The 26,312-nt window shown below is 65.4% G+C and carries 34 protein-coding genes and 1 other RNA gene; 24 read left to right on the top strand and 11 right to left on the bottom strand.

The features are described from left to right. Together K3N28_RS19310 and K3N28_RS19305 are read right to left on the bottom strand one after the other, a co-directional pair. Positions 1 to 496, bottom strand: a 496-nt coding sequence (locus tag K3N28_RS19310) for a hypothetical protein (protein WP_228094386.1), incomplete at its 3' end; no start/stop codon positions are given. A gap of 116 nt (positions 497 to 612) precedes the next feature. Continuing rightward, entirely contained in the window at positions 613 to 1,545 is a 933-nt protein-coding gene (locus K3N28_RS19305) for an NADP-dependent oxidoreductase (protein ID WP_228094385.1), read from the bottom strand. A 132-nt stretch (positions 1,546 to 1,677) separates the two neighbouring features. Here K3N28_RS19305 and K3N28_RS19300 point away from each other — a divergent pair, with 132 nt between their 5' ends. Next, a complete protein-coding gene (locus tag K3N28_RS19300) occupies positions 1,678 to 2,211 on the top strand; it encodes a MarR family winged helix-turn-helix transcriptional regulator (protein ID WP_228094384.1) in 534 nt (177 codons plus the stop codon). A 32-nt stretch (positions 2,212 to 2,243) separates the two neighbouring features. Further along, on the top strand, positions 2,244 to 2,948 hold the full coding sequence (locus K3N28_RS19295; protein WP_228094383.1) for a tyrosine-protein phosphatase: 705 nt from the start codon (positions 2,244 to 2,246) through the stop codon (positions 2,946 to 2,948). On the opposite strand, the gene K3N28_RS19290 is transcribed toward K3N28_RS19295, so the two are convergent. Further along, positions 2,920 to 3,702, bottom strand: coding sequence for a class I SAM-dependent methyltransferase (locus K3N28_RS19290; RefSeq protein ID WP_228094382.1), 783 nt, complete (start codon positions 3,700 to 3,702; stop codon positions 2,920 to 2,922). The two genes, K3N28_RS19295 and K3N28_RS19290, sit on opposite strands and share 29 nt — an antisense overlap. A gap of 139 nt (positions 3,703 to 3,841) precedes the next feature. After that, positions 3,842 to 4,318 (bottom strand): GNAT family N-acetyltransferase, encoded by a 477-nt coding sequence (locus K3N28_RS19285; RefSeq protein ID WP_228094381.1) that lies wholly within the window; start codon positions 4,316 to 4,318, stop codon positions 3,842 to 3,844. Positions 4,319 to 4,472: 154 nt separating this feature from the next. Here K3N28_RS19285 and K3N28_RS19280 point away from each other — a divergent pair, with 154 nt between their 5' ends. Then, positions 4,473 to 4,997, top strand: coding sequence for a TetR/AcrR family transcriptional regulator (locus tag K3N28_RS19280; RefSeq protein WP_255640295.1), 525 nt, complete (start codon positions 4,473 to 4,475; stop codon positions 4,995 to 4,997). A 39-nt stretch (positions 4,998 to 5,036) separates the two neighbouring features. On the opposite strand, the gene K3N28_RS19275 is transcribed toward K3N28_RS19280, so the two are convergent. Both K3N28_RS19275 and K3N28_RS19270 read right to left on the bottom strand, forming a co-directional pair. Beyond that, the gene (locus tag K3N28_RS19275; protein WP_228094379.1) at positions 5,037 to 5,639 is read right to left on the bottom strand and encodes a superoxide dismutase; all 603 of its coding nucleotides are present in this window, start codon (positions 5,637 to 5,639) and stop codon (positions 5,037 to 5,039) included. Positions 5,640 to 5,797: 158 nt separating this feature from the next. Further along, a complete protein-coding gene (locus K3N28_RS19270) occupies positions 5,798 to 6,916 on the bottom strand; it encodes a cysteine desulfurase family protein (protein ID WP_228094378.1) in 1,119 nt (372 codons plus the stop codon). Between the two features lie 141 nt (positions 6,917 to 7,057). On the opposite strand from K3N28_RS19270, the gene K3N28_RS19265 reads away from it, so the two are divergent. The 4 genes from K3N28_RS19265 to K3N28_RS19250 all read left to right on the top strand — a co-directional run bounded on the left by K3N28_RS19265 (position 7,058) and on the right by K3N28_RS19250 (position 10,837). Continuing rightward, positions 7,058 to 7,978 carry a cytochrome c oxidase subunit II gene (locus tag K3N28_RS19265; protein ID WP_374209832.1) on the top strand — a complete coding sequence of 307 codons (921 nt, stop codon included), beginning with the start codon at positions 7,058 to 7,060 and terminating at the stop codon, positions 7,976 to 7,978. Positions 7,979 to 7,993: 15 nt separating this feature from the next. After that, on the top strand, positions 7,994 to 8,440 hold the full coding sequence (locus K3N28_RS19260) for a cytochrome c oxidase subunit 4 (protein WP_228094376.1): 447 nt from the start codon (positions 7,994 to 7,996) through the stop codon (positions 8,438 to 8,440). A 321-nt stretch (positions 8,441 to 8,761) separates the two neighbouring features. After that, positions 8,762 to 9,214, top strand: coding sequence for an NUDIX hydrolase (locus tag K3N28_RS19255; protein WP_374209835.1), 453 nt, complete (start codon positions 8,762 to 8,764; stop codon positions 9,212 to 9,214). A gap of 456 nt (positions 9,215 to 9,670) precedes the next feature. Continuing rightward, the gene (locus K3N28_RS19250) at positions 9,671 to 10,837 is read left to right on the top strand and encodes an HNH endonuclease (RefSeq protein WP_228094374.1); all 1,167 of its coding nucleotides are present in this window, start codon (positions 9,671 to 9,673) and stop codon (positions 10,835 to 10,837) included. Positions 10,838 to 10,895: 58 nt separating this feature from the next. Here the strand turns inward: K3N28_RS19250 and K3N28_RS19245 are convergent, their stop codons facing one another. Next, positions 10,896 to 11,327: a hypothetical protein gene (locus K3N28_RS19245; RefSeq protein WP_228094373.1), complete on the bottom strand. Its 432-nt coding sequence runs from the start codon at positions 11,325 to 11,327 to the stop codon at positions 10,896 to 10,898. Positions 11,328 to 12,281: 954 nt separating this feature from the next. Here K3N28_RS19245 and K3N28_RS19240 point away from each other — a divergent pair. From K3N28_RS19240 to K3N28_RS19230, 3 genes are read left to right on the top strand one after another with little or no spacing between them, the layout of a single operon-like run. Beyond that, complete coding sequence (locus tag K3N28_RS19240; protein ID WP_228094372.1) at positions 12,282 to 13,085, top strand: TIGR04255 family protein; 804 nt, start codon at positions 12,282 to 12,284, stop codon at positions 13,083 to 13,085. Beyond that, on the top strand, positions 13,078 to 13,731 hold the full coding sequence (locus K3N28_RS19235; protein ID WP_228094371.1) for a hypothetical protein: 654 nt from the start codon (positions 13,078 to 13,080) through the stop codon (positions 13,729 to 13,731). Before K3N28_RS19240 ends, K3N28_RS19235 begins: the two co-directional genes overlap by 8 nt. Before the next feature lie 3 nt (positions 13,732 to 13,734). Beyond that, positions 13,735 to 14,460, top strand: a complete 726-nt coding sequence (locus K3N28_RS19230; RefSeq protein ID WP_228094370.1) for a hypothetical protein — start codon at positions 13,735 to 13,737, stop codon at positions 14,458 to 14,460. 35 nt (positions 14,461 to 14,495) lie between these two features. Here K3N28_RS19230 and K3N28_RS19225 read toward each other — a convergent pair whose 3' ends face one another. Together K3N28_RS19225 and K3N28_RS19220 are read right to left on the bottom strand one after the other, a co-directional pair. Then, positions 14,496 to 15,302, bottom strand: coding sequence for a protein phosphatase 2C domain-containing protein (locus tag K3N28_RS19225; RefSeq protein WP_228094369.1), 807 nt, complete (start codon positions 15,300 to 15,302; stop codon positions 14,496 to 14,498). A gap of 1 nt (position 15,303) precedes the next feature. After that, positions 15,304 to 16,167 carry a hypothetical protein gene (locus K3N28_RS19220; protein WP_228094368.1) on the bottom strand — a complete coding sequence of 288 codons (864 nt, stop codon included), beginning with the start codon at positions 16,165 to 16,167 and terminating at the stop codon, positions 15,304 to 15,306. Between the two features lie 270 nt (positions 16,168 to 16,437). On the opposite strand from K3N28_RS19220, the gene K3N28_RS19215 reads away from it, so the two are divergent. Beyond that, positions 16,438 to 16,803 carry a hypothetical protein gene (locus K3N28_RS19215; RefSeq protein ID WP_228094367.1) on the top strand — a complete coding sequence of 122 codons (366 nt, stop codon included), beginning with the start codon at positions 16,438 to 16,440 and terminating at the stop codon, positions 16,801 to 16,803. A gap of 314 nt (positions 16,804 to 17,117) precedes the next feature. Continuing rightward, on the top strand, positions 17,118 to 17,318 hold the full coding sequence (locus K3N28_RS19210; protein WP_228094366.1) for a hypothetical protein: 201 nt from the start codon (positions 17,118 to 17,120) through the stop codon (positions 17,316 to 17,318). Between the two features lie 47 nt (positions 17,319 to 17,365). Here the strand turns inward: K3N28_RS19210 and K3N28_RS19205 are convergent, their stop codons facing one another. Next, positions 17,366 to 17,545, bottom strand: a complete 180-nt coding sequence (locus K3N28_RS19205; protein WP_228094365.1) for a hypothetical protein — start codon at positions 17,543 to 17,545, stop codon at positions 17,366 to 17,368. Between the two features lie 393 nt (positions 17,546 to 17,938). On the opposite strand from K3N28_RS19205, the gene K3N28_RS19200 reads away from it, so the two are divergent. The 12 genes from K3N28_RS19200 (at position 17,939) to K3N28_RS19145 (ending at position 25,826) form a co-directional block, all read left to right on the top strand. After that, complete coding sequence (locus K3N28_RS19200) at positions 17,939 to 18,259, top strand: hypothetical protein (protein ID WP_228094364.1); 321 nt, start codon at positions 17,939 to 17,941, stop codon at positions 18,257 to 18,259. An 8-nt stretch (positions 18,260 to 18,267) separates the two neighbouring features. Next, positions 18,268 to 18,612, top strand: coding sequence for a hypothetical protein (locus tag K3N28_RS19195; RefSeq protein WP_228094363.1), 345 nt, complete (start codon positions 18,268 to 18,270; stop codon positions 18,610 to 18,612). A gap of 249 nt (positions 18,613 to 18,861) precedes the next feature. Further along, entirely contained in the window at positions 18,862 to 19,134 is a 273-nt protein-coding gene (locus K3N28_RS19190) for a hypothetical protein (protein WP_228094362.1), read from the top strand. A gap of 28 nt (positions 19,135 to 19,162) precedes the next feature. Continuing rightward, complete coding sequence (locus K3N28_RS19185) at positions 19,163 to 19,375, top strand: hypothetical protein (protein ID WP_228094361.1); 213 nt, start codon at positions 19,163 to 19,165, stop codon at positions 19,373 to 19,375. Between the two features lie 124 nt (positions 19,376 to 19,499). Continuing rightward, positions 19,500 to 20,894, top strand: a complete 1,395-nt coding sequence (locus K3N28_RS19180; protein ID WP_228094360.1) for an FtsK/SpoIIIE domain-containing protein — start codon at positions 19,500 to 19,502, stop codon at positions 20,892 to 20,894. A gap of 32 nt (positions 20,895 to 20,926) precedes the next feature. Continuing rightward, positions 20,927 to 21,835, top strand: coding sequence for a hypothetical protein (locus K3N28_RS19175; RefSeq protein ID WP_228094359.1), 909 nt, complete (start codon positions 20,927 to 20,929; stop codon positions 21,833 to 21,835). Positions 21,836 to 21,917: 82 nt separating this feature from the next. Then, positions 21,918 to 22,262, top strand: coding sequence for a hypothetical protein (locus K3N28_RS19170; protein WP_228094358.1), 345 nt, complete (start codon positions 21,918 to 21,920; stop codon positions 22,260 to 22,262). Beyond that, positions 22,259 to 22,720 carry a hypothetical protein gene (locus tag K3N28_RS19165; RefSeq protein WP_228094357.1) on the top strand — a complete coding sequence of 154 codons (462 nt, stop codon included), beginning with the start codon at positions 22,259 to 22,261 and terminating at the stop codon, positions 22,718 to 22,720. The genes K3N28_RS19170 and K3N28_RS19165 overlap by 4 nt, the downstream gene beginning before the upstream one ends. A gap of 91 nt (positions 22,721 to 22,811) precedes the next feature. Continuing rightward, the gene (locus K3N28_RS19160; RefSeq protein ID WP_228094356.1) at positions 22,812 to 24,170 is read left to right on the top strand and encodes a replication initiator; all 1,359 of its coding nucleotides are present in this window, start codon (positions 22,812 to 22,814) and stop codon (positions 24,168 to 24,170) included. Then, positions 24,167 to 24,463, top strand: a complete 297-nt coding sequence (locus tag K3N28_RS19155; RefSeq protein ID WP_228094355.1) for a hypothetical protein — start codon at positions 24,167 to 24,169, stop codon at positions 24,461 to 24,463. Before K3N28_RS19160 ends, K3N28_RS19155 begins: the two co-directional genes overlap by 4 nt. Continuing rightward, positions 24,463 to 24,642, top strand: a complete 180-nt coding sequence (locus K3N28_RS19150; RefSeq protein ID WP_153027789.1) for a helix-turn-helix domain-containing protein — start codon at positions 24,463 to 24,465, stop codon at positions 24,640 to 24,642. Before K3N28_RS19155 ends, K3N28_RS19150 begins: the two co-directional genes overlap by 1 nt. Beyond that, entirely contained in the window at positions 24,642 to 25,826 is a 1,185-nt protein-coding gene (locus K3N28_RS19145) for a site-specific integrase (protein ID WP_228094354.1), read from the top strand. Before K3N28_RS19150 ends, K3N28_RS19145 begins: the two co-directional genes overlap by 1 nt. Positions 25,827 to 25,923: 97 nt before the next feature. Here K3N28_RS19145 and rnpB read toward each other — a convergent pair. Beyond that, positions 25,924 to 26,308, bottom strand: an RNA gene (gene rnpB, locus K3N28_RS19140) — RNase P RNA component class A. Positions 26,309 to 26,312: the final 4 nt, after the last annotated feature.

Below are 26,312 nucleotides of genomic sequence, written 5' to 3'. Positions count from 1 at the left end.
CGATCGTGGAGAGGGCCAAGAGGATCATGATCGTCCCGCCGACGTTCGCGCCGGCGCCCGTGCCCTCGAACAGTCGCAGCCCGAGGAGCGTGGCGGCCGCCGCGACCGCCGGCGCGACCCACCGTCCCGGCGGGGCGTCCCACTGCCGCACGGCGTACAGCATCAGCACGCCCAAAGCGATGAGCTCGGCCACGCCCACGGGCCGAGCGTTCGTGTCCACCGCCATCTCGAGCGCGGTGACGGCGATCGAGACGATCGCGACGTAGCCGATCCAGTGTTTGCGTCCGGGGCGATAGCGCATGTAGACGCCGATGGCGAAGAGCCCGCTCGCCGTCTCGATCCACCCCATCGGCGTGCTCAGCGCTATGTCGGTCCCGGTGCCGGACGACAGCGCGTCGGCCAGGACGAGCAGGAGCATCCCGCCGACCATGCAGATCTTGAGCACGCGCATCCCCAGATCGTCGGTGCGGACACGCAAGGAACGGCGCAAGGTCATGCCGTCGAAGGTAGCCCCGCTCCGGCCGGCCTCAGCCGAACGGCCGACCCGGGGCGGGGGACCAGGGCATCGAGCCGAGCCCGGAAACGCTCGTTCCGACCGCCACCGAACGCCCTTTAGGGGACGAGCACGGTCTTGCCCGCCAGCGTTCCCGCGACGGCCCGCTCATGCACCGCCCGCAGCTCGGCCAGCGGCAGCCGCTCCGCGACGTGGAGCGTGAGCTCCCCGGCGTCGACGAGCGCGACCACCTCGCCGAGCTCGGCGGCGTCGCCGCGCATGTACATCTGCGTGACCCGCACACCGCGCTCGGCCTGCTCCGGCCCCGGTGTCGCGGCGCTGACGAACACGCCGCCGTCCGCGACCAGGTCCACCAGCCGCGCGGCCTCCTCGGGGCTGTTGCGCACCAGATGGAACACGGCGCCGAACCGTTCCCCCGCGAGCGCCTCCTCGACCGGGACGGCGGTGTAGTCGACGATCCGGTCCGCGCCGGCGGCCCGCACCCGGGCGGCGCTGCGCGCGCCGGCGGTGGCGGTGACCTCGGCCCCGGCCCGCTTGGCCAGCTGCACGGCGATCCCGCCGACGCCCCCGCCTGCGCCGTTGATCAGGAGGCGCTGGCCCGCTTGGAGTCCCGCGTGCTCGAACAGTCCCTGGCGGGCGGTGAGCCCGACGGTGGGCAGCGCCGAGGCGTCGGCGAGCGGGAGGGCCTCGGGCGCGGCGACCAAGGCGTCGGCGGGGACGGCGGTGTATTCGGCGGCGGCTCCGGGTCCGTCCATCGCCAGGAACGCGATCACCGCGTCGCCGACGTTCCAGCCGGTCACGCCCTCGCCGAGTTCGGTGATGACACCGGAGACGTCGATGCCGGGGGTCTGGGGGAAGGCGAGCGGGAGGAACCGGCTGAAGCCGCCCGAGCGGATGGCGACGTCGACCGGGTTGAACGCGGCGCCGGCGACCCGCAGGACCACTTGGCCCGCAGCCGCTTTCGGCTCCTCTGCTTCCTCGAAGACGAGGACGTCGCTGTCGCCGTAAGTGTGGTAGCGCACTGCTTTCATGATGGCTCCTTCGGATGTTTGCTTCGAATTCGAAGCACCTCCCGAGTCTAAACTGCTTTGAATTCGAAGCAATGAATCGGCCTGGTGACGCTCGGCACATTGCTTCGCGTCCCTAACCGGTACGGTCGACGGATGACCAAGCCCGTCTTCGACCGCGGCCCCGGGCTCGCGCCCGAGCAGATGTCGACCTATTTCGCGCTCACCGAGGCCGTGGGCCTGCTCCAGCACCACGTCGAGCAGCAGCTGCGCACCGACGGCGACCTCAGCACCGTCCAGTTCCAGATCCTGGCGAGCCTCGCGGCGGCCGGGGGCCGCCTGACGATGACCGAGCTGGCGGACGGCGTGGTCTACAGCCGCAGCGGCCTGACCTACCAGGCAGGGCTCCTGGAGAAGGCCGGTCTGATCACCCGCGGCCCCAGTCCCGACGACGAGCGCTCGATCCTGGTCACCATCACCGACGCCGGACTGGCCCGTGTCCGGCAGGTCCTACCCGGCCACGTGGAGGTCGCCGAGCGCCTCCTGTTCGACCCGCTGTCCGAATCGGACGTCGCGCGTCTCGGCGAGATCATGACCCGCGTGCGCGACCACATGCGCGCCCAGCCGCCCCGCTCGGCGGCCCCCCGCAAGCGCCGCTCCGCGGCGTCCGAAGCCGCGAAGGGCGACTGAGGCGCCGCCGATACCGAGAGGACACCCCTGCATTGCTCGTCAACCTGCGCGACCCCGCCCAGCGGTTGCGAGCCGGCCTGCTCTACCGCTCCGCCCAGCCCGGCCGCCTCGCTCCCGGGCAGATCGGCGAGATCGCGGCCGGGCTCGGCCTGCGCGACATCATCGACCTGCGCACCGAGGCCGAAGCCCGCCGCGTTCCCTGGACCGGTCTGCCCGAGACGGTGCGCGTCCACCGTCTGGCGCTCGGAGGAGAGGTCGTCGATCCGGAACCGTTGCGGCGCATCCGAACCGGCGAGGACCTCGGACGGTGGTACGCCGCGCTCGCCGTGAACGCCGCAGACGGTCTGATCCGGATCGTGCGCATGGTGGCCGCCGAGGGCCCGACCCTCGTCCACTGCGCGGCGGGCAAGGACCGCACCGGAGTCGCGGTGGCGGCGGTGCTGGAGCTGCTCGGCTGCGACCCCGAGGCCATCGTCGAGGACTACGGCCGCACCGACGCCGCGATGCAGGAGATCGTCCGGGTGGTCGCCGCGGGCGGCGACCCGCACGACCACCTCTTGAACCGACTGCCTCCCGTCCTCGGCCGCGCTCCCGCCGAAGCGATGCGCACGTGCCTGACCGAGCTCGCCCGCGACCACGGCGGCTTCCTGGGACTCCTCACCGACCGAGGGCTCACCGAAGCCGACCTCGACGCCCTCAGGCGGAGGTTCACGACTGAAGCGCCGCTCGGCGCATGATCAGGTGGCCGCGACGGAAGCGTTCGCCTGCTCCCGGTTCGCGGAGCATCCGCCCGACCTCGGTGAACCCGGCCTCGCTCGTGCGGGTCGCGAGGTCGTCGATCGGCCAGCGGTAGGCCGGGGCCACCCGGTGGTCGAACTGCGCGACCGGGTCGCCCGCGGATTCGAAGAACCCGAGCAGCAGGTGGCCGCCCGGTGCGAGGACGCGGCCGAACTCCGCGATGGACGCGTGCACCTCCTCCGGCGGGGTGTGGATGATCGAGTACCAGGACACGACGCCTTGCAGCGAGCCGTCGGCGATGTCGAGGGCGTCCATGGAGCCGACCTCGAACCGCAGATCCGAGTAGGTCTTCCGGGCGAGGTCGATCATCGCCGGCGACAGGTCGACGCCGAAGGCGTCCAGTCCGAGCTTCGCCAGGTGAGCGGTGACGTAGCCGGGGCCGCAGCCGAGCTCGGCCACGAGCGGACGGCCCGGCGCTTCGATGACGGCGGCTGCTCCCGGTTCGGCGGTCGGACCGGCAGTGCCTGCTTCGGCCGCCGTCCCGGCGCTCGGCTCCGGCTCGGTCGTCGCTCCGACGCCCGAACTCCATTCGGCCCGGTCGCGCGCGCCCCGCGCGTATTCCGCATACGCGGCCAGGAAGGCCCGGTCGAGCGGCAGCGGATCGAGGTAGTCGCGGGCGAGCTCGGCGTACAGGTCGGCGACGGCGTCGTAGGCTTCCGTTGTGGCACTGAGGTGTTCGGAGCGCTCGGTCATGGGTGACGACCCTATATCGCTCCGGCGGCCTTCGTCGTCCAAGGCGTTCGGGCCGTCCTCGGGTCGCGGCGCGTCCTCGGTCGCCACGTCCTGCCTCCTGCCGGACGCGCGGCCCTGTCCCGAACCCAGGACATCCGGATCAGGTGAGGCGCTTCTCGTAGCAGTTCGAGATCTCGGAGTCGACGTAGTGGCCGAATCGGGGAATCCGGTGGTAGCCCTCGCGTTCGTAGAAGCGGTTCGCATCCGGTTGGTGGTGCTCGTCGCCGGTCTCCAGCCGCAAGGTGGTCCAGCCGCGTTCGCGCGCCGTCGCCTCCAGCGCGGTCAAGATCGCGCGGGCGGCGCCGGTGCCGCGCGACGCCGGGGTCACGTACATGCGCTTGACCTCGGCCGTGGCCGCGTCGATCTCGCGGAGCGCGCCGCAGCCGACCGCCTCGCCCCGGGGGTCGACGGCGACGAGGAAGACCGCGATGTCCTCGGACGAGGGCGCCGGGCCGGGTTCGTGGTCGTCGCAGCCGAAGCGCTCGTCGAGTTCGGCGCGCTGCGCCAGGCGCAGCGCGCCGCCTTCGGGGTCCTCCCACGGGCGGGGCTCGACGACCCAGGTGGCGGGGGTCTGCATGGCGGTCTCCTGTCCGGCCGAGGGGCGGCATTGTCGTAACAGATGTTACGGTAACACTTGTTACGGAAAACGGCGAGGAGAGGACCGGGTCATCGCACGCAGAGCCGACCACGAGGAACAGCAGGGGCGCATCTCCGAAGCCGTGTGGAGCATATTGGCCGGCAAGGGAATCGAGCACCTGACGATCCGGGCGGTCGCCGCCGAGGCCGGCTGCACCACTGGCCTGGTGATGCACCGCTTCCCCGGGCGCAAGGCCCTGCTCGCGCACGCCCGCGACCTGCTCCACGCCCGCACTCGCGACCGGGTCGAACGGCTCGAAGCCGAGGCCGCGACGCCGCGTGAGGCGCTGCGCGCGATCCTCGCGCAAGGGATGGCGCTGACCGAGGAATCGGCGCAGGAGGCGCTGGTCTGGATGGGGTTCCTGGCGGCCTCGGTGGGCGACGAGGCGCTGGTCGACCTGCACCGCAGGAACAACCGCGTCTGGCGCGAACGCGTCGCGAGACTGGTCGCCGCCACTGCTCCCCACTGGCCGAGCGACCGCGTGGACACCGCCGTCTTCGCCCTGGTGAGCGCGACCGAAGGGGCCGCCCAGCTCGCCTGCTTCGATCCGGAGACCTACGACGCGGCGGCGCAGGAGGCCGTGCTCGACTCGATGCTCGAAGCGTTCGGGCTGGCCTGAGCCGACCCGGCGACGCCGGACCGGCTCGAGCCCGGCGCCCTAGGCCGCCGTGGCCGCGGCGTACCGCGCGGCCACGTCCCGCCAGTTCACGACCTCCCACATCGCCTTCACGAAGTCGGGACGGACGTTCTTGTACTGCAGGTAGTACGCGTGCTCCCACGCGTCGAAGGCCAGCAGCGGCACCGAGCTCTGGGCCACGTTCCCGTGGTGGTCGTAGACCTGCTCCACGATGAGCCGCTTCGAGGTCGGCTCGTACGACAGCACGCCCCAGCCGGAGCCCTGCACGAGCGTGGTCGCGGCCGAGAGCTGCCCGTGGAAGCCCTCGAACGAGCCGAAGTACTCGTCGATCGCCTCGGCCAGTTCGCCCTCGGGCCGGCCGCCGCCGTCCGGGCTCATGTTCTGCCAGTAGAGGGAATGCAGCACGTGGCCGGAGACGTTGAACGCGAGCGTCTTCTCCAGGCCGACGATCTGGCTGAAGTCGCCCTTGTCGCGCGCCTCGTCGATGCGCTCGAGCATGTCGTTGGCGCCCTTGACGTAGGCGGCGTGGTGCTTGTCGTGGTGGAGTTCGAGGATGTGCCCGTTGATGTGCGGCTCCAGCGAGCCGTAGTCGTAAGGCAGGTCGGGGAGTGTGTAGACGGTCATCGTCGCCTCTTTCTCTCGCGGCAGTACGGGTCTTATCGCCACGCTTTCACAGTTGCAAGTCTTGTGCAATAGAACGCGGCGAGGGTCGCCCGTGATCCCGGTCGTCTTAGGACCAGCGACTGATCGGCCTTCGGATCCGAAGGCCCGCAACGGCTTCCCTACTGACGCGACAGGCGCCTGACGCCCGCCACGATGTCCGGGAGGACCTCCAGGAACCGGTCCACCTCATCCTCGGTGGTCTCCCGGTGCAGCGATACCCGCACGTTCCCGTGGCTCAGCACGCCCATCGCCTGCAGCACGTGCGAGGGCCGCAGCCGCGTCGAGGCGCACGCCGAACCCGACGACACCGCGAACCCGGCCCGGTTCAGCTCCGTCAGCAGCACCTCGCCGTCCACGCCGAGGCACGAGAACGTGACGATGTGCGGCAGCCGGTCCACCGGGTCGCCCGGCAGCTCCACCTCGGGAACCGTCTCGGCGATGTGCTCGCGGATCCGCTCGGTCAGCTCCCGGGCCCGCTTCGACAGCTCCTCGCGTTCGGCCACGACCGCGCGCAGGGACGCCGCCGCGGCCACCGCCGCCGGGACGTCGATCTCGCCGATCGCCTCCCGGATCGAGGAGTCCTCCCCGGGGAACGGATTGCGCCAGCGCGTCCCCTTGCGCACCACGAGGATGCCCGCGCCCGCCAGGCCGCCCCACTTGCGCGCGCTCGCCGCCAGCACCGACCAGCCCTCGGGGACCGGCTCCCACGGCAGACTCGCCGCCGCGTCGACCACGAGCGGCGCCCCGGCCGCGTTCGCCGCGATCGCACCGATCGGCTGACGCGTCCCCACCTCGTGGTTCGCGCTCTGCACGACCAGCGCCGAGGCGTCCTCGATCCCGGCGAGCGGGTCGGCGTCCACGCGTCCGAGCCGGTCCACGCCGACCGCGACCGCGGTCCCGCCCGCGCGTTCGTGCCAGTCCGCGGCGTGCAGGACCGCGGAGTGCTCGACCGCGCTGTGGACCAGCGGCCCCGGCTCGCTGCGCGCCGCGATGACGCCGAGTACGCCCGCGTGCACGGCCTGTGTCCCGCTCGATGTGAAAGTGACCTCATCAGGGCTCACGCCCAGCGAAGCGGCCGCCGACTGGCGGGCCGCCTCCAGGAGCATCCGAGACCTCCGGCCCAATGTGTACAGACGTCCGGGTCCCGCCCATCCCTCCGACAAAGCCGCAGCATATGCGTCGCGGGCCGCCGGGTGCGGCGGCTGCGCGGTCGCGCCGTCGAAGTAGGTCTCGGTCACGACTCAAATGTAGAAGACATCGGACCCCGAACCCAACCCCTTGCACGTTCGGGCCCGGACCAAGCAGTAGGCTCTTGCCGTCAAGATCTTCGCCTTGCCGCCCGCCCGGCGGCGGACGCGGAGCCGAGCGCTGAGAAAGGCATGAGACAGGTGGTCGGAAAACCGTCCCGAGTACGTCGCGGCCGAGCCCGCCGCGCGATCGGTCTCACCGGGATCGCCGCGATGCTCCCCATCATGCTCGCTGGGTGCACCGTCGAGGACGCCTTTTACCTGGGCTGGCCCCGCACGCGCCCCACGACCCAGTCCGAGCAGATGTTCGACCTGTGGGTCGGTGCCACGATCGCCGCGCTCGCGGTCGGCGTCATCGTCTGGGGCCTGACGTTCTGGTGCATCGTGATGTTCAAGAAGCGCGACACCGACACCGAACTGCCGCGCCAGACCAAGTACAACCTCCCCGCGGAGCTCACCTTCACGGCCCTGCCGTTCGTGCTCATCGGCGTGCTGTTCTACTACACGGTCGTCGTGCAGGACAACGTCACCGAGATGAGCGAGGACCCGAACGCCTGCACCCAGGTCACCGCCTTCAAGTGGAACTGGCAGTTCACCTACACCGACGCCGACTGCGAGCCGCTCACCGGCGCCGACGGGCAGCCGGTCATGGAGATCGGCGACTCGGACTACGTCCCGATCATCGTCGTCCCCAACGAGGACGACGTGCGCTTCGAGGCCCACGCCGAGGACGTCATCCACTCCTTCTGGGTCCCGGACATGCTGTTCAAGCGCGACGTGTTCCCCGGCAGCGACAATCAGATCACCCGCTGGGAGGTCGACTTCAACTCGGAGGGCGCCTTCGTGGGCCGCTGCGCCGAGCTGTGCGGCGCCTACCACGCCTTCATGAACTTCGAGATGCGCGTCGTCTCTCCCGAGGACTATGAGACCTTCGTGAACGCCCGCGTCGACGGCATGAGCACCCCCGAGGCGCTGGAGCTCATCGGGCAGGACCCGTACGCCACGACCACGAACCCGTTCAACACCGACCCGGCTTCGGGCGAAGCGAGCTAGGGGAGAGCAGCAGCTATGAAGACTGAGAACCGCCTCTTCGCCATCATCATGGTCTCGATGTTCTTCTTCGCGGCCGGCTACGGGTACTGGACCTGGTACAACCACAACCCGGCTTACGGGCGGCCGGGCGAGGTCGAATGGGTCGGTACCATCGCCCTGCTCTTCTCGGGTCTGCTGACCGGCATGATCTGGCTGGTCTTCTGGGTCATCGCGCGGCGCATCGACCTGCGCCCGGAGGACCGTCCGGACGGCGAGATCTCCGACGTCTCCGGTGAGGTCGGCTTCTTCAGCCCCGGCTCCTACTGGCCGCTGGGCCTGGCCTTCACCACCGTGTTCGCGGGCCTGGGCGTCGTCTTCTGGCTGCCGTGGCTCATGGTCGTCGGCGCGGTCGCGCTCCTGTTCGCCGTCGGCGGCCTGACCTTCGAGTACTACACGGGCACCCGTAAGCTGGGCCCGCAGTAAACGAACGACGAACGAGGCCCGGAGCGGTACGGCTCCGGGCCTCGTTTCGCGTCCGCGGCGGCCGTCTCGGGCGTGCGGCCGAGCCGAGGCCCCGTCCAGGGGAACGCTGCGCGCCACGCGTGCGCGGCCGTGCGGCGGCCAGGCCGTGCGCTCCCGGAGGCGCCCGCGCCGCAACGGCGCCGCGGCGTTCAGGCAACGCCGCGCGTGAAGCGGGGCGGGCCCGGCGGATAGGGTGTGGCGGTGACTCCCTCTGTGCAGCGCCGAAAGGCGCCGCTGCTGCGGCGCCTCGCCGGCACGGTGTTCTACAACCTGCCGCACTCGATGCGGCGGCGGATCGTGCGGATCGTGACGCCCACCTACACGCTCGGCTCCGTCGTCCTCGTCACGGACGAGGCACGCGAGCACCTGCTGATGCTGCGCCAGCCGCCCGGCCGCCGCTGGAGCCTCCCGGCGGGGCTCCTGAACCGCCGCGAGCAGCCGGTCGAAGGGGCGAAGCGCGAACTCGCCGAGGAGACCGGCATCGAAGCGGACCTCGCCGAGCTGATCCCCGCCGATCCGTGCGCGGTGGTCCACACCCACGGCCGCTGGGTCGACAACGTCTTCCGCCTCGTCCGCGACCCCGACTCGACGCAGATCACCGTCGACGGCCACGAAGTCTGGGACGCCGCCTGGCACCCCGTCGCCGATCTGCCGGAGATGACCCGGGCGACCGCGAAGCTCCTGTCCCACTACGGCCTCGGCCCCCTCGCGGAACCGCCCAGCGCCGACGCCTGAGCGCGCCCCGGACCACGATGAGGCATGGGAGGCACCGCACCGCCGCGAGCGGGAAATGACCCGACATGGAGGGCGGTCGCCGGTGTTCCAGCGGGCAGCCGCCCTCTCGCGGTTCCAAGACGGGGAACGAGATGGCCGATACGCCGGATAGCGTGCGCCGTTTCACGCCACGGCTGATCAGATGGCATGACTACCCATCTACCAGGGCTTTAGCTGGGGTGCTTCCGGTGAACCTTGGTGGATATCGGTGGTCCTGTGACGGCCCAGCGACGGCCCCACGGCCCCGCCACGGCCCAGAAACGGCCCGTCCGCTCCCATTCCACGGCCGCGGCAGACACGGCTTTAGAAGACGCTACAGACCCGCCTCGCGGCCGCTTGGGAGGGCGGGGATCGTAACTGTCGGAGGGGTCGCTTAATCTGGGGAAATCCCGTCTGTCCTCGAATGCGAGGTGCGCCTTGAGCATCAACGACCTGACCGACCCAGAGGCCATCAATCGTGCGTTGAAGGAGTACGACGAGCTCGGCGGCGCCGCCTTCCTCAAGCGGTACGGCTTCGAGCGGCCAGAGCAGTACTTCATATCGCACAATGGCCGGCTCTACGACGCGAAGGCGGTCGCCGGCGTGGCCCACGCATTCCAGCATCCCGCTCTGCCGCCGCTCAAGAGTGAAGACTTCCACGGTGGAGTGACTGGGGCAAACCTGCCTCTCGAACGGGCCGGCTTCACCATCGTCGATGGCCGGCCTGAGTCCGTGGAAGACGAGCGTAGGTGGCGTGAGTTGGTGTATGCCCATCTGAAGTCGCTCGCAGACCCCGCAGGGCTGAACGCTCCGGCTGACCTACAGTTCATCGGAGCCTTTAGAAGCATGCGCGGCATCTGGGTGGACAAGCAACGCACGCAGGCAGTACACCCTGCAGGTGTCACGGTGTCGCTCAAAAACACCGGACGGCACTATGCCGATGAGGTGACAAATGAGGGCATGGCCTACTACTACCCAAACACGAACTCAAAGGGTCAGGATCTCTCTGAAGTCACCGCCACCAAGGCGGCTGCTGGCGTTGAGATACCGCTGTTTGCAGTCCTAGACAGGGGCAGTCGCCGCGAGGTGCGGTTGGGTTGGGTTGAGGGCTGGGACGATCCCAGCGAGCGGTTCTATATCACGTTCCAGGCCGATCCGCCGCAGAAGATCCTTGACCATGACCGGTCCGAGGAGGAGGAATTCCAGCTGGATGGCAACCGCAGCCATCGCAGAGCGGGCACGACACGAGTGCGACCTGACCAAGCGAGGTTCCGCTTCCAGCTTGTTCAGCGCTACGGTGAACGGTGTCCCTTTACTGGGCTCACGGTGCCTGTGATGCTTGAAGCCGTGCATCTTAAGCCGGACTCCCTCGGTGGTACTTCGGACCCCCGAAACGGGCTGCTGATGAGCGTGGCACTTCATCGCGCCTTTGACGCCTACCTCTTCGCAGTCAATCCTGACACTCTTGAGGTTGAAACCCGACCTGGCGGCCCAGGTGTCGAAGACTTGCACATCGTGCACACCCGTCTTGACATGCAAAACAAGCCGCATCACGATGCACTCAGTTGGCGATACGAGGCATGGAAGAAGTCTTGGCAGAGCTAGACAAGTCCTTGCTCTGCCGGCCTTCACTCGGCGCACCGACCGCTTCCAGGCCATAGAACTAGACGTCTAGGTCACCCATGAGCGAGTCGCCGCCCCGCGGACGCGGACGTAAGCTGGCGTCTGCAATGGCGGCCATTTGGAGCAACCACGATTCAGCGAGGTGCCGCCAGTACGGCGAATGGGACTGCTGCGCCGACGTCAGTGTGCTCGACAGCAGTTCCAGCGGCGTCGAATATTCCTGGGTTGCCAGTTCGGCCCAGCATGCCGAGAAGTCGTCAAGACACGTTTGCAGCGGTCGTTCCATGAACGGCCACATCGGTATGAGCTTCGCGTCCGCGATACTCGCTCGTGCCTCCGTCTCGGTGCCGACGCCGAGTCTGCCGTCGGGCATGCGTCCGATCCAAGCGCCGTTGCTGCGGTAGAGGACGGGCTTCCAGACGGGTGGATCCTCAGGTGCCGACGGCGGGCTGTCCGGTCCGATCATGAACATCCCCTCCTCCACGCAACGTGCGTCCGCGCGACCGCTTCATGGATGGACGCCCTGACGCGCTCCATATCGGCCGGCGTCAACCGTGCTTCGACTTCGACCGGATCTCCAGGGGCGGACTAAACTTGGTCGGCTCGTTGGTGTTCCCGGCTTCCTCATCACGGTACAAGCGAGGTGTGAGCGATCCTTAGGCAACTGCACTAAACGAAGGTAGGCGCCGGACCTAGACCCCTCACTCAGCTGCTCACGTCGGTGTTGCGGGACCACCCTTAGATTTGAGCCGGGCCCCAGCGGACTCGCCACCTTGCCGCAGCCGACGCTTGCGGCGGCAAGTAGCCCTATCCGCTTCTACGGTGGTGCCGCTGACCGCCACGGCCCCGACCCCGGAGACCCGGACGCCGTTCATTCGGCCTCTGCGAGAACGGAGCCGGAGTCTCGCGCGAGATAGAAGTACGCATGTTCGAATTACGCGACGCTACCCACATTCCCGCTGTCGCTGCCCTGGCGCCCCTGCGCCCACCCGGTCCCGAGTTGGGCCGGTGCCGGCCGTTCTACGTCTGGGTCCTCTCGCTGGCGCCGACGCCGCCGACGACTGGGGTGCCGGAGGCGGGCCCCCGGGCGGCGGCGAGCGGCGCGCGCCAGGGCGCGCTTGCGCGCCCCTTGATGATGTATAGAAAGTTTGAACACGCACGCTAGGGCCGCTTGAGGCAAGAATGCTGGCAAGTAAGAGAAATCAGGACAGCGCCCGGTGAACCTTGTAAGAGGTGAAGAAGGGGGAGTCGAGGAGGAAGCTGGGTGCCAGTTGGTTTGCCGCCCTGGAGAACGCCCTAAACACCCCAAAGGCCTTGCTACAGACCGAAGTATCTCTCAGCTAAGACGGGTGTTTGAGAGGTTTCTAAACGAGCTAGGTCTACATATGGTTGCTCTTCTGGTTGTCGATCCAGTAGCATCATCTGTATGCACCGAGACGAGACCTACCCCAATGCGCCACTTGCCTTGGCCGCGCTTGAGGTGCGCCATACGCTGTCGGACCCCCTGAGCGAAGCTCAATGGGCCAGCTTGAAGCATGCTTTGAGTAGTCACACACCGCTCATGAAGGATGCTAAGATCCGGGAGATCACAGTTGACAACTCACAGTCAGAAACAGACATAATCAAGGACAAAACGGAACGTTTTACCAGGTTTCTCAATCGCAACAAAACTCTCTCAATTTCCATCCGCAACAATGCCCTTGTCATTGAAACCACTGACTATGATCAATGGGAAACCTTTTTCGAAGTGGCTGCCACTGCGTTGCGAGCCAGGCAGGAAATTGGTGGCATAGACGGTGTAGAGCGCCTCGGACTGCGGTATGTCAATGAGATCCGTATTCCGGGACAAGTTCATGTTGATTGGACGTCGTGGATTCACGGTTCGCTCTTGGGGGCTTATCCTCTCGGGGAAACTGTAGGCCTGAAACCGAATCGTTGGCAAGGGGCCACGATTTTTTCAGGTCAGGACGAACAAAGTCTAGTATTGCGATATGGATCATTGGAAGGAGTGGCGGTTATGACAGACGGTGAATTGATACCTAAGCAGTCTTCCAAGGGGCCATTCTTCCTAATTGATATCGACAGTTTCTGGGAGCCAACACAGGGCGTACCAGGCTACGACAGTGATGATTTGCTGTCAATATGCAATCGAGTGCACGAGCCTGTGCGTGGAATGTTCGAGGCACTGGTCACCGACAGACTTCGATCGGAGATCCTCAGAAATGCTTAAGTACTTTGAAAATACCCCGGATCAAGGTACTGCTGGCTCAGTGATCCAATCCCTGACCACTCCAAGTGAGACCGGAACGACTGCCTCGGTTACGTCAATCCAGATCGATAATACGGGATTCTACCGAGGGCAAGCTAGACAAATTCATGAAGAATTTGACCGTATTCACCAAGAACTTCATTTGGAAGAATGGGTCAACCGAACTAACCGGCGCGGAAGGCAAGGGACAGCTGAACTCCTAGCTGAGATCGCGGATCTTGGATTTGCATGGCGAGACATCGCCAAGCTTATTGGAGTTAGCGTGCCGGCAATTCAGAAGTGGCGGCGCGGAGAAAGAATCACGGGCGCTAATCGGCGAAATGTTGCAGGCTTGCTCGCAGCGTGTGATCTTATTTCCGAGCGATACCACGTTCAAGAGGTTGCTTCTTGGTTTGAGGTCCCGATTTCTCCTGATGCTCCTGTTACTCCAATGGAGTTGTGGGCTGATGGTTGCCACAAGTTGGTGTTCGACTTCGCAAGCAGCCATTCTACAGCTACTCAAACGCTTGATTCTTGGAATCCTGAGTGGCGCGAGCGTTATCGCTCTAACTTCGAAGTGTTCATGGCCTCGGATGGGCAACTGTCGATTCGCGAGACGGATGGATAGCTTATGGGTAGTGAGCTTGAGTACCCCGGTTCCAATGGTGCTGCGGATTGGGGAAGCCTGTACCTCGCGCGAGGCGATGAAGTTATGCCCAGTCGACCACTATTCACTGGTGATGTTTTTCAGATGGTTCCGGTTTATGGAACTGATGAGCCTGCAACAAAAAACGTGATGATCGTTCAGCATCCTTGTGCCCTTCGAAAAGGTCCCAAACTTAAAGAAAAGTTCATGGTGGCCGAGGTTGAGCAGCGGCAAATTGTTCCTGTTAAAATGTGGCGAAACGGGAACTTTACCGTGATGCCTTTGCCTGAGATGTTTCCTGACCTCGATGGCCCTTCAAGTCACCAAGCGGTGTTCTTTGACAACCTTTTCTTGGCGAGATCCTCGGATTTGTCTCAAGCTGATCGCATTGCCTGCCTATCTCCATGCGGGGTTAATCTACTATTGCAGCGTTGGGTTCACCACAACAGTCGTGTTATTGTTCCGACTTGGCAGTTTCAAGAAGTATGTAGCCCGGTATACGAGGAAGCGGACATCATTGAAGAATGGTGTGAAGCAAGGTTTGAAGCCGGGGTTTCTTATGCGACGGGAGCGACGGAAGCGGAAGACTGGTTGCGAGAGGATCTCGGGAATGGCCTGACGCGGCAGAAGATGTTGCAGGATAAACAGAGTCGAAGTGTGGTTCGACGAGATTTGCGTTCGGCATTGAAAGCCTTGTCCGATTCCGCATAATATGACGCGAGTTCTCGATGCCTATTCGTGGACAGCTAACACTTGTAGGTAACAACAGTGGCGTCATCTGAGGCCTTGTTTCGTGGCCAATTGTCGCCTACTGGATCGGCCTCTTCGACTTTTCGAACGGCGTCGATGACTGTTTGAGGGCCGTCCCAGGTGGCCATCTTTGTAAACTCCTCCCACGTGAAGAGATGAAAGAGGTCTACAGCGCGGGCTGCTCCGTCACTGACGGCTGCGAATGCTTTGATGTTTGCATTGGGGAACGTGCCTGTAAGGGCTCGCGTGGCAATTGCACTATCCGCGGCTGCGACCCAAAAACCATCAGGCGTGTTCCGAGTTGCTAGTTCCGCTCTCTTCATCGCTCGTAGGGCAGTGTCTTTGCGTGGATCTCCGATGCGATACTTGTCAGCCTCGGCCTGTTCCGGCGGCACTGGATATCTGCCTCGCTGGTCGCTTTTGACTATGGTTCCTTCGGGGGTCTCGAAGAGAAGGGTTGCGTCCCCGAGCAAGAGCCACCTGGTCTCCTCTTGACCTATACTGACGATCGCTACGGCAGCGCTTGGGGTTCCCGGATGGGTCAGGTCGCACGACTCTTGATGAAGTTGGGCAACGTCCTCGATCGCAACACCCAGGGCGCCTACAAGGTCAACCTCCTGGTTGACGTGAATTTTGAGCGCATTGCCAAGTCGGGTCGCGAACCAGGCGGCACCGTGGATACATCCGGTGTCGGTTCGCGCCGTTGCTCCGTCGAGCACGATGACCGTGGTGGGATCGACTAGGAAGTAGTCCTCGTTGGGTTTCTCTGGCGATCCAGGACTGCTGTACGCGGCGATCTTCACGCTAGGCTCCGCCCTGCTCGTAGATCTGGCTGAGGGGTTCGGTGGTCGTGATCTTCCTGGTCTTCTCGTCGTAGTTGACGGACAGGAGGACGGAGAAGCGCTTGGTCTTCAGCTGACGGTAGAGCTTGCTCACGTTGTCCGCGAGCCACTCCGCGGCTCCCAGAGTCCCCTCGGAGTGGATGCCGGCGACATACAGGAACGTGCCCTTCCCGTCGGGTCGAGGCAGCCTTCCGATGTACCCATAATCCTGGCTGATGCCCTTGTCGCTTGGTGAGCGGTACTCGACACCGAGGGTTTTGTCGACCAGGTGCCATCCCGCGCTGTCTTCCTTGAACCCGAGGTGTGAATCGGCCGCTAGGACCTGTTCGAGGAAGGGAAGCACCCGTGGTGCGGTAAGAACTACGAGATTTGGCCGGTTGAGATTGACCAACCCCGGGGGAGGGACTTCCTCGTTCACAGCGTCGAGGCCGAGCGCGCGTGCGGCTTCCGCAAGGATGTGGAACGCGTTCATCGATTCCGTTGACACCACATACTTCGAAGCGGAATCCTTGCGGCCCTGTTCTGGCTTAGTCCCGATCGCGATGGTCAGGGTCCCTGTGCCGAAGAATGCTCGCTCCGGCTTCACTCCCTGAGCTCGAAGCTGTGAGATCCGAGATCGTGACACTCCGAGGGCGTCTGCAACATCGATGGCTCGCATCCCGCCGTCGATCAACTCATCAAGCCCTTCTCGCCTGACCGCGTACACCCTGGTGATCTCGTCGTTGAGCTGGTCGACGGCCTTGTGTGCTGCCTTCGTTCGCTCAAGGGGGTCCTTGATCTCGCGGAGCGACCGAGCTACTTGAGGTACCTCGAAGTTGATCGTCATGCTTCCAGCGTACATGAGTAAGGGGGGTAAACAAGCCGCAGTGCTTACGCCCTTCCGTGCGTTTTGCCTGCTAGATAACCTGGCAGCCAGAGGTTGTTGAGGCCGGCGAAATTTTTCTGTCGAGACCTCTTGACGAGCGGATGACCGCGTGCTTCACTTGGTTTATGCCCCTAAACATGGAGTTGAGGGTGATCAACGATCTGTTCTTGCCGAAGAGATCGACGGGGGACCGGGACGGTCTCGGTTTCCGCTCGGAAGAAAGGTGTACTCATGCAGAATTTGCCGGTTGACCTGGGTGGTTACAAGCTCATGGTCACGGAAGCTCCGGAGATGAAGACCCGCGTGGACAAGGAGACCGGTCAGGTCGTCCCCGCGATGGGCTACGACTCCGATGAGCCTCAGTTCGTGGTGGTCCTGTTCGCGAAGGCCAAGGAGGCGAATGCGAACGGCCGCCGGTCCAAGGGCGAAGAGATCAAGGTGACGCTGCCGCGCGATCCGGGAGACGGGTTCGAGGAAGGCACGCTCGTCGAGCTGTCGGGCGCGACGGTCTCCCCCTACGAAATCAAGGACGGCGGGCAGATCACCATGTCCGGCCTGTCGTTCAAGGCTCGCACGATCGTCGCCGTCGGGGGCTAGCGGCTGGCGCTGCTTGGTGGCCCTATCCCCGGGGTTTGACGGGGCGGCCGGTTTGAGTCCGGCTAGGGCGCGGGGCTAGTGGTTCCGTTCGGGTGGATCGAACAGGTCTGCGCGTTCGTCTGCTGGCGAGTTGTTTGTGAATTCAACAGGGTGTTTGAGCTTGCCTTTTTCCGGGCTGACCTGCCGTCCGCAATAGACACGATGTGTCGCGGTCGTTGGGTTCATTCCTCCACGGACACAAGGAAGGAGACGCCTTCCGTGGAGGTTTGTGCGCATCGATATCCGATGTGCGGGTCACCGGAATGAGGATTGAAATGACTGAGAACTGGCACGATGAAGAGTCGGCCCCTTCGGCGCTGAAGCTGAGGCAGGTCCGCGGTTTCATCGACCACCTGAATCGTCTCGAGATGGAAGCCAAGCAGCTTGCTACGCAGGTCCACATCGTGCGGAACTACGCGAAGGACCTCGCTTGGGGCCTGGCCCAGCTCGAAGAGAACGTCGAGGAGAACCAGTAACGGGGAGCGCCGGCCTGGGCGCGATGGTCCATGGCCGGCCGCCCGGTCTAGGAGTTGGGGAGCTTGCGCGTGAGTTCGTCGATCTCGTAGGTCAGACCACTGATGGTTTTCGTGAGTTCGCCGATCGCGCTCTTCATGCTCGCGAGGTCGTCGGAGTGCGCGGTGAGTGCCGCGATGTTCGCTTCGTTGCTGGCAATGACTGCTTCATGGTCGGTTTCTTCTGTCACGCCTGGTGAGCCTAGGGCTCCGCGGCGTCTTGGGCTGTCGTGACAGCGACAGAGGCCGATCTCCCTTTCTGACTCGACGGGTTCATGCCTTCATCAACGGCGCTGCCGCTGATGCGGGGTTGTGCACGTCGAACGTCGATGTGCGGGTCACAGGAAGGAGGGTCACATGAACTCAAGACTGTCGTTGCATTGTCCTGCCGCTGCTGAATGCACCGTTTGCTTGCGACGGAGCGGCTTGGAGGTCCGAGAGGTGGAAACCGAGGACGGACCGGCCTGCACCACTGCTTGCCAGCGTTGCTGGGAGCGGAATGAAGTCCCGCCCATCAGCCCGATGGTCGTAGCGCTGTGCGTTGAAGTCCACCGGGCCCATCTCGGTCTCGCGGGGGTGGCGCGGTGAGCGAGCTGTCGAAGCTGTTCCGGGATCTGAACCCGTTCGAGCGGGAAGCGAGGGCTCGGGTCGACCAGCACTTGAAAACCATGGGGCTGTCCGAACCGCACTACTACTTCGGGCAGTTCGAGCTGAAGGCGAAGGTCGACACGTTCCGCGACCTGCGGTACTTCGCCGACCAGTACGGCGGCGAGATCGACTACGAGCATGGACGTCCTTGGGACCGGTCGGTCAAGGCCTTCACGGTCGTCCAGATCGAGGGGGTCAAGGTGCACCTGTGCGCCTACGTCTCCGATGAAGAAGCCGAGGCCCACGGGCTGTGGTGAACGGGATCATGCCGGCTGACCTCGAACGGGTCCGAACCTCGCGCGATCCGGCCGACATCGATGCGCTGTTCCGGCAGGTGATCGCTGAAGTGGTGCCTGCCGGGACGGTGCAACCGCGGTGGATCGCCGGCCGCTCCGAGCTGACCGGCGTCTTCGAGGGGTATGGGGCGGTGCGGGACTTCGCCGATTGGTGCGATGCCACTGGAGCTGATCCGTCCTTCGAATTCACGGCGCCGCCTGAGGTGGTGCTGTTCTGCCGGCATCTGCTGGCCGGCCATGTCGTCCACGTCGAATGCGTCGCCGATCAACGGGACGCCGAGGCCTGGTTCCGACTCAACCCAAGTGGGCTGTGATGAACGGCCCCAAACGAAATGAGAGGAGGTGAGTGTGGGTGGAACTCGTGATCGCGGTGCTGTGCCTGGTCCTGCTGGGTTCGCTGTCGCTGAACTTCTGGTTCATCCGGCGCACCTGGCAGCGGTTCATCTACCGCGCCTAGACGCCGTTCGGTGGCGTCATTCCCCCATCTACCGCGGGTCGGTGGTGGGGGTTTGTGGTCACCGCCCGGTGGCCTGACCGGCACTACGCCTGGAGGTCAAGACCGAATGGAAAAGATCGACTGGTTCGGGGTCAACGCCCGATCCGCCAAGAAGTACGAGGCCCTGATGGGCAACCTCGACGGGGTCCGCTTCGCCTTCGAAGACGCCGACAAGGCGATCGCCAACTACGTCCCCGAGGGCTCCTCCGGGGCCTGGCAGGCCGTCGAGAAAGCGGTCCTGAAGAAGGCCCTCGAAGAGGCCTACAACGACCTCGCCGCGCTGCGGGTCGCCATCGTCCGCCACGAATCCAAACTCAAGTCCTGGGAGTGGAGCCTTTAAGGCTCCAAGAGATCAAGGGAGACAACGAATGCTGACCAGAAACAAGGCCGAAGAGATCAACATGAGCGTCCACATCGCCATGTCGAACCTGCGCGACTCGATGAAGAAGGTCCCCGACAAGGGGCTGGGCCTCAACGCCGCGCACACCCGCTTCGCCTCCTCGGTGGCGGTGCTGTCGGTGCTGCTCGATGAAGCGGCCCGCTTCACCCCCGAAGGCGACGACCTGTTCGACCTGCTCTAACCGGCTTCGGCCGGTCTGATCCTCCCTCGGCACCACGGGGACCGAGGGGGCGGTCACATCCGCCGAAACACTTCTATCACTAAGCCGCTTAACGATTCACGCCGAAAGGCGGGAGGTACTTGTCATGTCCGAAAACCGTACGAACTCCAAACGCAAGACCGGCATCGAATGGCGTGCCGCCGCCTGGGCCACCCGCCACCCGCTCATCACGACCAGCGTGCCGGCACTGGGCTACGCAGGCGCTACCGCCCCTGAGGTCACCGCTTGGGCTGCTGGCTCCACCGTTGCCGCTGCGATCGCCTGGGGTCGGGCGCACCCGGACTCCTTCGACCAGGTGGTGTTGCCGCATCTGCGGAATCTGCGCCGCCGGTGGCTGTCGGCCACCTACACCGGCCCGGCCTGGAAGCGGAACATGCGCGAGGCGAACCTGGTCCGCGAACACCCCTCGACTGGCGAACTCCTCGTGCCGCGCATCCTCCGGTTGCGGTCGTACTCGTCGGCGGTGGAAACGGTGTGGATCCGCATCCTCAAGGGCCAAACCGTGAAGCACTGGATGGACGCCGCTGAGGTTCTCGCGGTTGCGTTCAACGCCGAGCGGGTCACCGTCGAGAAGCTGGCTCCGCGCAAGATCGCGTTGATCGTGCAGCGGCGCGAGCCCTTCACGTACACGATTCCGGCGCCGGAGATCCCGGCCTCGGTCGAAGAGGTTGACTTGACCCGTGTGCACTTCGGGTTCGATGAGTTCGGCCGGGAGTGGACCGAGAACATCGCCGACAAGCACATGCTCGTTGCCGGGGCGTCGGGGTCGGGCAAGAACTCGGTGCTGTGGGCGCCGCTGTTCACCCTCGCGCCGATGATCGCCGAGGGCTCGGTCCGGCTGTGGCTGTGCGACCCCAAGCAGGTCGAGCTGAACGCCGCCGCCCCGATCGCCCACCGCTACGCCTCCGGCGAAGAGGCCTCCGCCGAGGTCGTCTCTGAGTTCCTCGAAGACCAGCAAGCCACACAGGCGAAGCTCCAGGAATCGGGGCTGCGGAAGTTCACGCCGAGCGTGGAGACGCCGCTGAACATCCTCCTCGTGGACGAGCTGGGCGCGGTCCTGGCCTACGCCTCCGACCGGATGCGCATGGCCCGGAACCGCCAAGGCATGGCCCTGGTTGGCTCCCAAGGCCGCGCGACCGGTCACCTCATGTGGGGTGCCGTCCAGGAACCCACGAAGGACACGGTGCCGGTCCGGGACCTGTTCACGTTTCGGGTCTGCCTCCGTGTCACCGCCGCTGTCCACCCCGAGATGGTCCTCGGCGACGGGGCTCGGATGCGTGGGGCCTTGGCCGACGAGATTCCCAACATCCCCGAGACGGCGGGCATCGGCTTCAAAGTCGCCGAACGCACCCGCACCCCCGTGAGAGTCCGGGCCGCCTACGCCACCGACGCCGACCTGGAAGCCCTCGTCAAGTACGTCCTCGACGAACGCGCCGAGCACGAACGCCAGGGCGGATCCCACCTTCGCCTCGTCGCCTAACCCGACCTCAATCCTGAAAGGAGGAAACGAGCATGGCTGCAAAACAAGAGAAAGCGTCCGAGGACACCGAGGAGGAGGCCAAGAAGGTCGCGAAGCTGCGGAAGAAGGTCGGGGAGGCGCGACAGGTCCACCGGATCGCCGACGACCCGTACTTGAAGGTCGTGGAGCTGGATCGGTTCCGGGCCTCGATCAGCGGGGCACTGTGGTTCTTCTTGTCGGTCGGCCTGGCCTACACCACGGTCGGCGTCCACGACTTCATCGCCGAAGGCCTCCACGTCGCCGACCCGATGTGGTGGGGCGCATGGGCCGTTGAACCGGCCTTGGCGGGCATGTTGATCACCGTGCTCCGGTGGGAAGCAGCCATGTTGATGCGCGGCATCCGGATCGAGTCGGGCTGGGTGACCTTCACCAAGTGGGTCCTGCTGGGCTCCACGCTCATCATGAATGTGCTCTCCTCCCTCGACGGATCGACCGTCGAGAAGTTCTTGCACGTCGCTTTCCCTGGCCTGGTGTTCTGCCTCGCCGAGGTCATGCCCGTCGTCCAAGACCGCTTCGCCAAGGCACGCGCGAAGATCCTCGCCGAGATCGCCCAAGTCGACGCCCAGGACCGGGAGACGGAACAGCGGACCGATGAGGCCTCACCGCCGTCGACGGGCACCGATCTTCATACGGAGTTCGCGGCGCACGCCTCGACGCTGGCGCCGCCCTCGCCGGGTCTGCCGCCGCTCTCGGTCTCGCCGCCGCAGCACACGCCGCCGGCCACGGTCCGGCCGCCGAAGCTGCCCGCCCCGATGCTCAAGGCCATCGAGGACAAGGCCGCCGAGGTCGCCAACGCCGGGCGGGCTATGACTGCCGCCGACGTACAAGCGGTCGCGAAACTCCCCGCGGGCATGGCCGAACAGGCCGCCAAGTACTACGCCGCCGCCAACGCCCCGGCGTAACCGAACCGCCGGGCCCGAGCATCACTGACCCGCTCGGGCCCGGCCCGACTTCACAACCAGTGCAACAGAAAGGACCGCCATCATGCTGATCGGCGTCATCACCGGCTGCAACTACTTCAGCTTCCTATCCCACGTCGAGAACACGACTGCCGACCGCATCGACTGGAACACCTTCGTCGGCAACGTCGATGACCCGTACCCGCCCGACGTGTGGATCGAGGGCAACAACGGCCGCGATGCAATGCGCGTCAACTACAAGGGCAAGCGAACCGAGTTCGCCTACACCGACTACACCAACGACAACAACGAGATCGACACCATGGCCCTGGCCGTGGACGTCGTCGCCCACCTCGAACGGTCCATCGCCGCCGACCCGAACCCGGCAAGCGAAGCGAAGACCCCCGACGAACGGCGCGAGGAACGATGAACACCCGCCCCGAGAACCTCGCGGTCGCCCTCGCCTCCCGCGCCGACAAGGCCCGCGCACAGACCGCCCACGCCGACCAGAAAGCACAGGTGCTCGCGTCCGGGCTCGTCCCGACCATCGCCGCCGCGATCGCTGCTGGTGCTTTCGCCGGCATCCACGGCCCGGCCGCCGTCACCGGGTGGGCTGCTGCTGCGATTGCTGCGACCGCCGTCGTGGTCCTCGGGATGGTGCTCTGGCCTCGCGCCGGTCACCTGCCGAAACCCTCGACGCCCGAGCGGCTCCTCGAAGCGCTCACCACTGTGGATGAGACACAGCGGCTCAACCTGGCCGCCGCCGAGGTGATCCGCCTCGAACGCATCGTCACCGTCAAGTTCCGGTGGCTGCGCACCGCCATGAGCCTCACCGGCACCGCCGGACTCCTCGCACTCGCAACGGTCATCCTGGCCGTGACCAACTAAGCCACAACCAATCTCGAGCACGCGAAAGCCCGGACCAGTTCGCACCTGGTCCGGGCTTTGTGCTCTCCGCTAGCAGAAAGCAGGAATCTCCATGAAGCCTACCGACAACGACGCCGACCTGCGAGCCCTGTTCACCCGGCCGGGCTTCCGCACCTGGAAAGACAAGGTCGCCTCCGTCCACGGCTGCGCCGCACCGATCAAACTGCGCGGCTCCTCGATCATCACGCACAAGGCCACCGGCAAGGTTCTGAAGGACACGGTGGGCTCGGTATGGGTGCCGTGCGGGACCCGCCGGGAGAAGCTGTGCCCGACCTGCGCGGCCTGGTACGCCGACGACGCCTTCCACCTCATCCGCTCCGGCCTCGACGGCGACACCGCCAAGGGCATCTCCCCTGATGTTGCCGAGCGGCCCCGCTGGTTCGCCACCTTGACGCCGCCGAGCTTCGGGCCCGTCCACTCCCGCGTCGTCGGTGCCGGTGGCCGTCTCAAGCGACCGTGCTCGTGCGGAGAATGGCACTCCGAGCACGACACCCGCCTCGGTACCGCCATCGATCCCGACGCCTACGACTACGAGGCGGCCGTGCTGTGGCAGGCACACGCGGGGAAGCTGTGGCACCGGTTCACCATCGCCCTGCGCCGCCACCTCGCGCACGCTGCCGGCATGAGGGTCGCCGAGTTCCGGGATGCCGCCCGGCTCTCCTACGCCAAGGTCGCCGAATACCAACGCCGCGGCCTGGTCCACTTCCACGCCGCCATTCGCCTCGACGGTCCCGAAGGCGCCGCGACCCGAGCTCCGGCATGGGCCACGAAAGAACTGCTCGCTGACGCCATCCGCGCCGCCGCCGAGCACACCGTCATCACCGTCGCCCGCTCGACCGGCGAAGTCCTCGAGCTGCGTTTCGGGGCGCAACTGGATCTGCGTGACATCACGACCGAGGCCGGCGGCTCCGGCGAGATCAACGATGAGGCCGATATCCGCTCCTCGCGGCTGGCCTCCTACATCGCCAAATACGCCACCAAGTCCACCGGCGCCCACGACGGGCCCGATCGGAAACTTCGCTCGATCGAGGACATCGACCGGCTAAGTGTGTCGGCGCACCACAAGGCCATGATGCGTACCGCCTGGGAACTGGGCGGCCTGCCGGCATATGAGGAACTACACCTCCGTCGCTGGGCGCACATGCTCGGCTTCCGCGGCCACTTCCTCACCAAGTCCCGTGCCTGGTCGACCACCCTCGGGGAGCTGCGGAACATCCGCGCCCGCTTCCGCCTCGCCGAAACCCTCGCCGCGCTCGAGGTCGCCGAGGACGACGTCCTGGTCGTCAACGACTGGGAAGCGGTCGGCTTCGGCCACGACACCGACGCCGAACGCGAATACGCCGCCGCCATCGCCGAAGCGCTACTCGAACGAAAACTCAACCGCGACAACAAGAGGGGACAGGACCGATGAGCAAGAAGTATCCGCTAGTCGTTGCTGATGACCGGCTCCGTGAACGCATCGAGGCCCACTGGGACCGGCTGTTCGATATCGAGGTCTACCCCTCAGTCGAGGCCGCATTGGAGGCGACCGACTGTGGTGCCACCTACCGCGATAACGGCCACGACCGCACGGTCCTGTCCTGCGAGGTGGTTGGGTGTCCGTTCAGCTGCATTTTTACCTCGAAGTGGCTCGACGCCGAGACCTTCGGCAGCATCGCCACCGACCGCCCCGGCTGCCGGGCTGTCTCTGAGGAGGTGCGCTGATGGAACCGCTCTGGACGATCGAGGAGACGGCGGCGTTCCTGAAGATCCCGGTAGAGACCCTGCGGTACTGGCGCAAGAAGAAGACCGGTCCCAAGGCCGCGCGGATGGGGCGGTGCCTCCGCTACCACCCTCGCCACGTGATCCGCTGGTTCGAAGAGTGCGGCGGGGAGGTCGCCTGATGGCGCATATCGAAGACCGCTGGTGGAAGGTCCTCTACGAAGACGGCAGGCGGAAGCGCGTCAAGTCCGACCGGCACGGCATCGGGAACCGCTACCGCGTTCGCTACATCGACCCGCAAGGCGCAGAGCGATCGAAGTCGTTCCCGGACGGTAAGAAGGAAGACGCCAAGGACTTCCTGAATAACATCGAGATAGAGGTGAAGGCCGGGACCTACATCGACCCCGAGGGCGGGAAGACTGACACAGGGGAGTTCGCGAAGGAGTGGTTGAAAGGCCTCGGTGGCGACTCCGCCACCAAGGAGCAGGTCAACCGCAGGATGCGGAAGCACTTCATTCCCTACTTCACGGGTCGGCCGCTCGAAGCGTGCCTCACCAGCACGATCCGCTCGTGGCTCGCGGCTCTGGATCTCGAGGAGTCCACCAAGGCGGTGCTGTTCATCTACGTCAACTCGATGTTCGAGGCGGCGGTGGATGACCGGCTCATCCGCTTGAACCCGTGTCAGGCGAAGAGCCTTAAGAAGCCGCGGGCGGCGAATCGCCTCGTCGTCCCGTGGAACCGGGAACAGCTCAGCTCCGTTCAGTCGAAGCTTGCCGGCCACTATCAAGCGATGGTGCCTACCGGCGCGGGCTGCGGGTTCCGGATCGGCGAGATCTTTGGGCTGGCCGTCGAGGACATCCGCTTCGACGATGAGGAGATCGACCTGCGCCGACAGGTGAAGCTGCTGGGCTCGAAGCGGATCTTTGCACCACCGAAGCGTGATTCGGTCCGAACGGTGCCGCTTCCACGGTTCGTCGCCGTGGCACTCAAGGAGCATATGGAGCGGTTCCCGCCGCAAGAGGTCACGCTGCCGTGGGGCGAACTCGATGGGGAGGAGGTGACGTTCCGGCTGGTGTTCACCAACCTCCGAAAGGCCGCGATCCACCGGAGCACGTTCATGACCAACCCGGGCGCTTGGAAGAGGGGTATCGCGAAGACGGCGTTCGGGCCCGATCAGGACACCGGGACGCACGCGCTTCGCCACTTCTACGCGAGCATGTTCCTCGAGAACGGCGGGAACATCCGGGCCCTGGCGGACTTCCTCGGTCACAAGGATCCGGGCTTCACGCTTCGGGTCTACGGGCACCTGATGCCGAACAGCCGAGGTCGCGGCCGACAGATCCTCGATGACGCCTGGGGGACGTGACGGCCCCACGACGGCCCAGAGAGCAAGTTTAGTTCCAAAAGGGAGGGTGTTTGCCTGTGAAATTGCAGGTAAACACCCTCATTGGTTTCATGGCGGGGGAACGAGATGGCCGATACGCCGGATTCTGTCGTTGAGCGGCCATCCATCTAGGCGCGCCATCGCTGACGCGCTCGAGCGGTCTACCCGTGAAGGCGCTCTCGCGAACTCGGGCGGGCCGCCCTCGAACCTTCACGCAGAGCCTCGCGGCTCCTCTTGACCTTGCTCCGGGTGGGGTTTACCGAGCCGCCGCCGTCACCGACGGCGCTGGTGGTCTCTTACACCACCGTTTCACCCTTACCGGCCGAAGCCGGCGGTCTGTTTTCTGTGGCACTGTCCCGCGGGTCGCCCCGGGTTGCCGTTGGCAACCACCCTGCCCTGTGGAGTCCGGACGTTCCTCGCCGGCTGTGGTCTCCCACATCCGCCGCGGCCGCCTGGCCATCTCGTTCC

The organism is Glycomyces sp. TRM65418, from assembly GCF_019710475.1.
Taxonomy (GTDB): Bacteria; Actinomycetota; Actinomycetes; order Mycobacteriales; family Micromonosporaceae; genus Glycomyces.
Note: the sequence above shows the minus strand (reverse complement) of the source record. Positions and strands in the feature narration are given on the sequence as shown.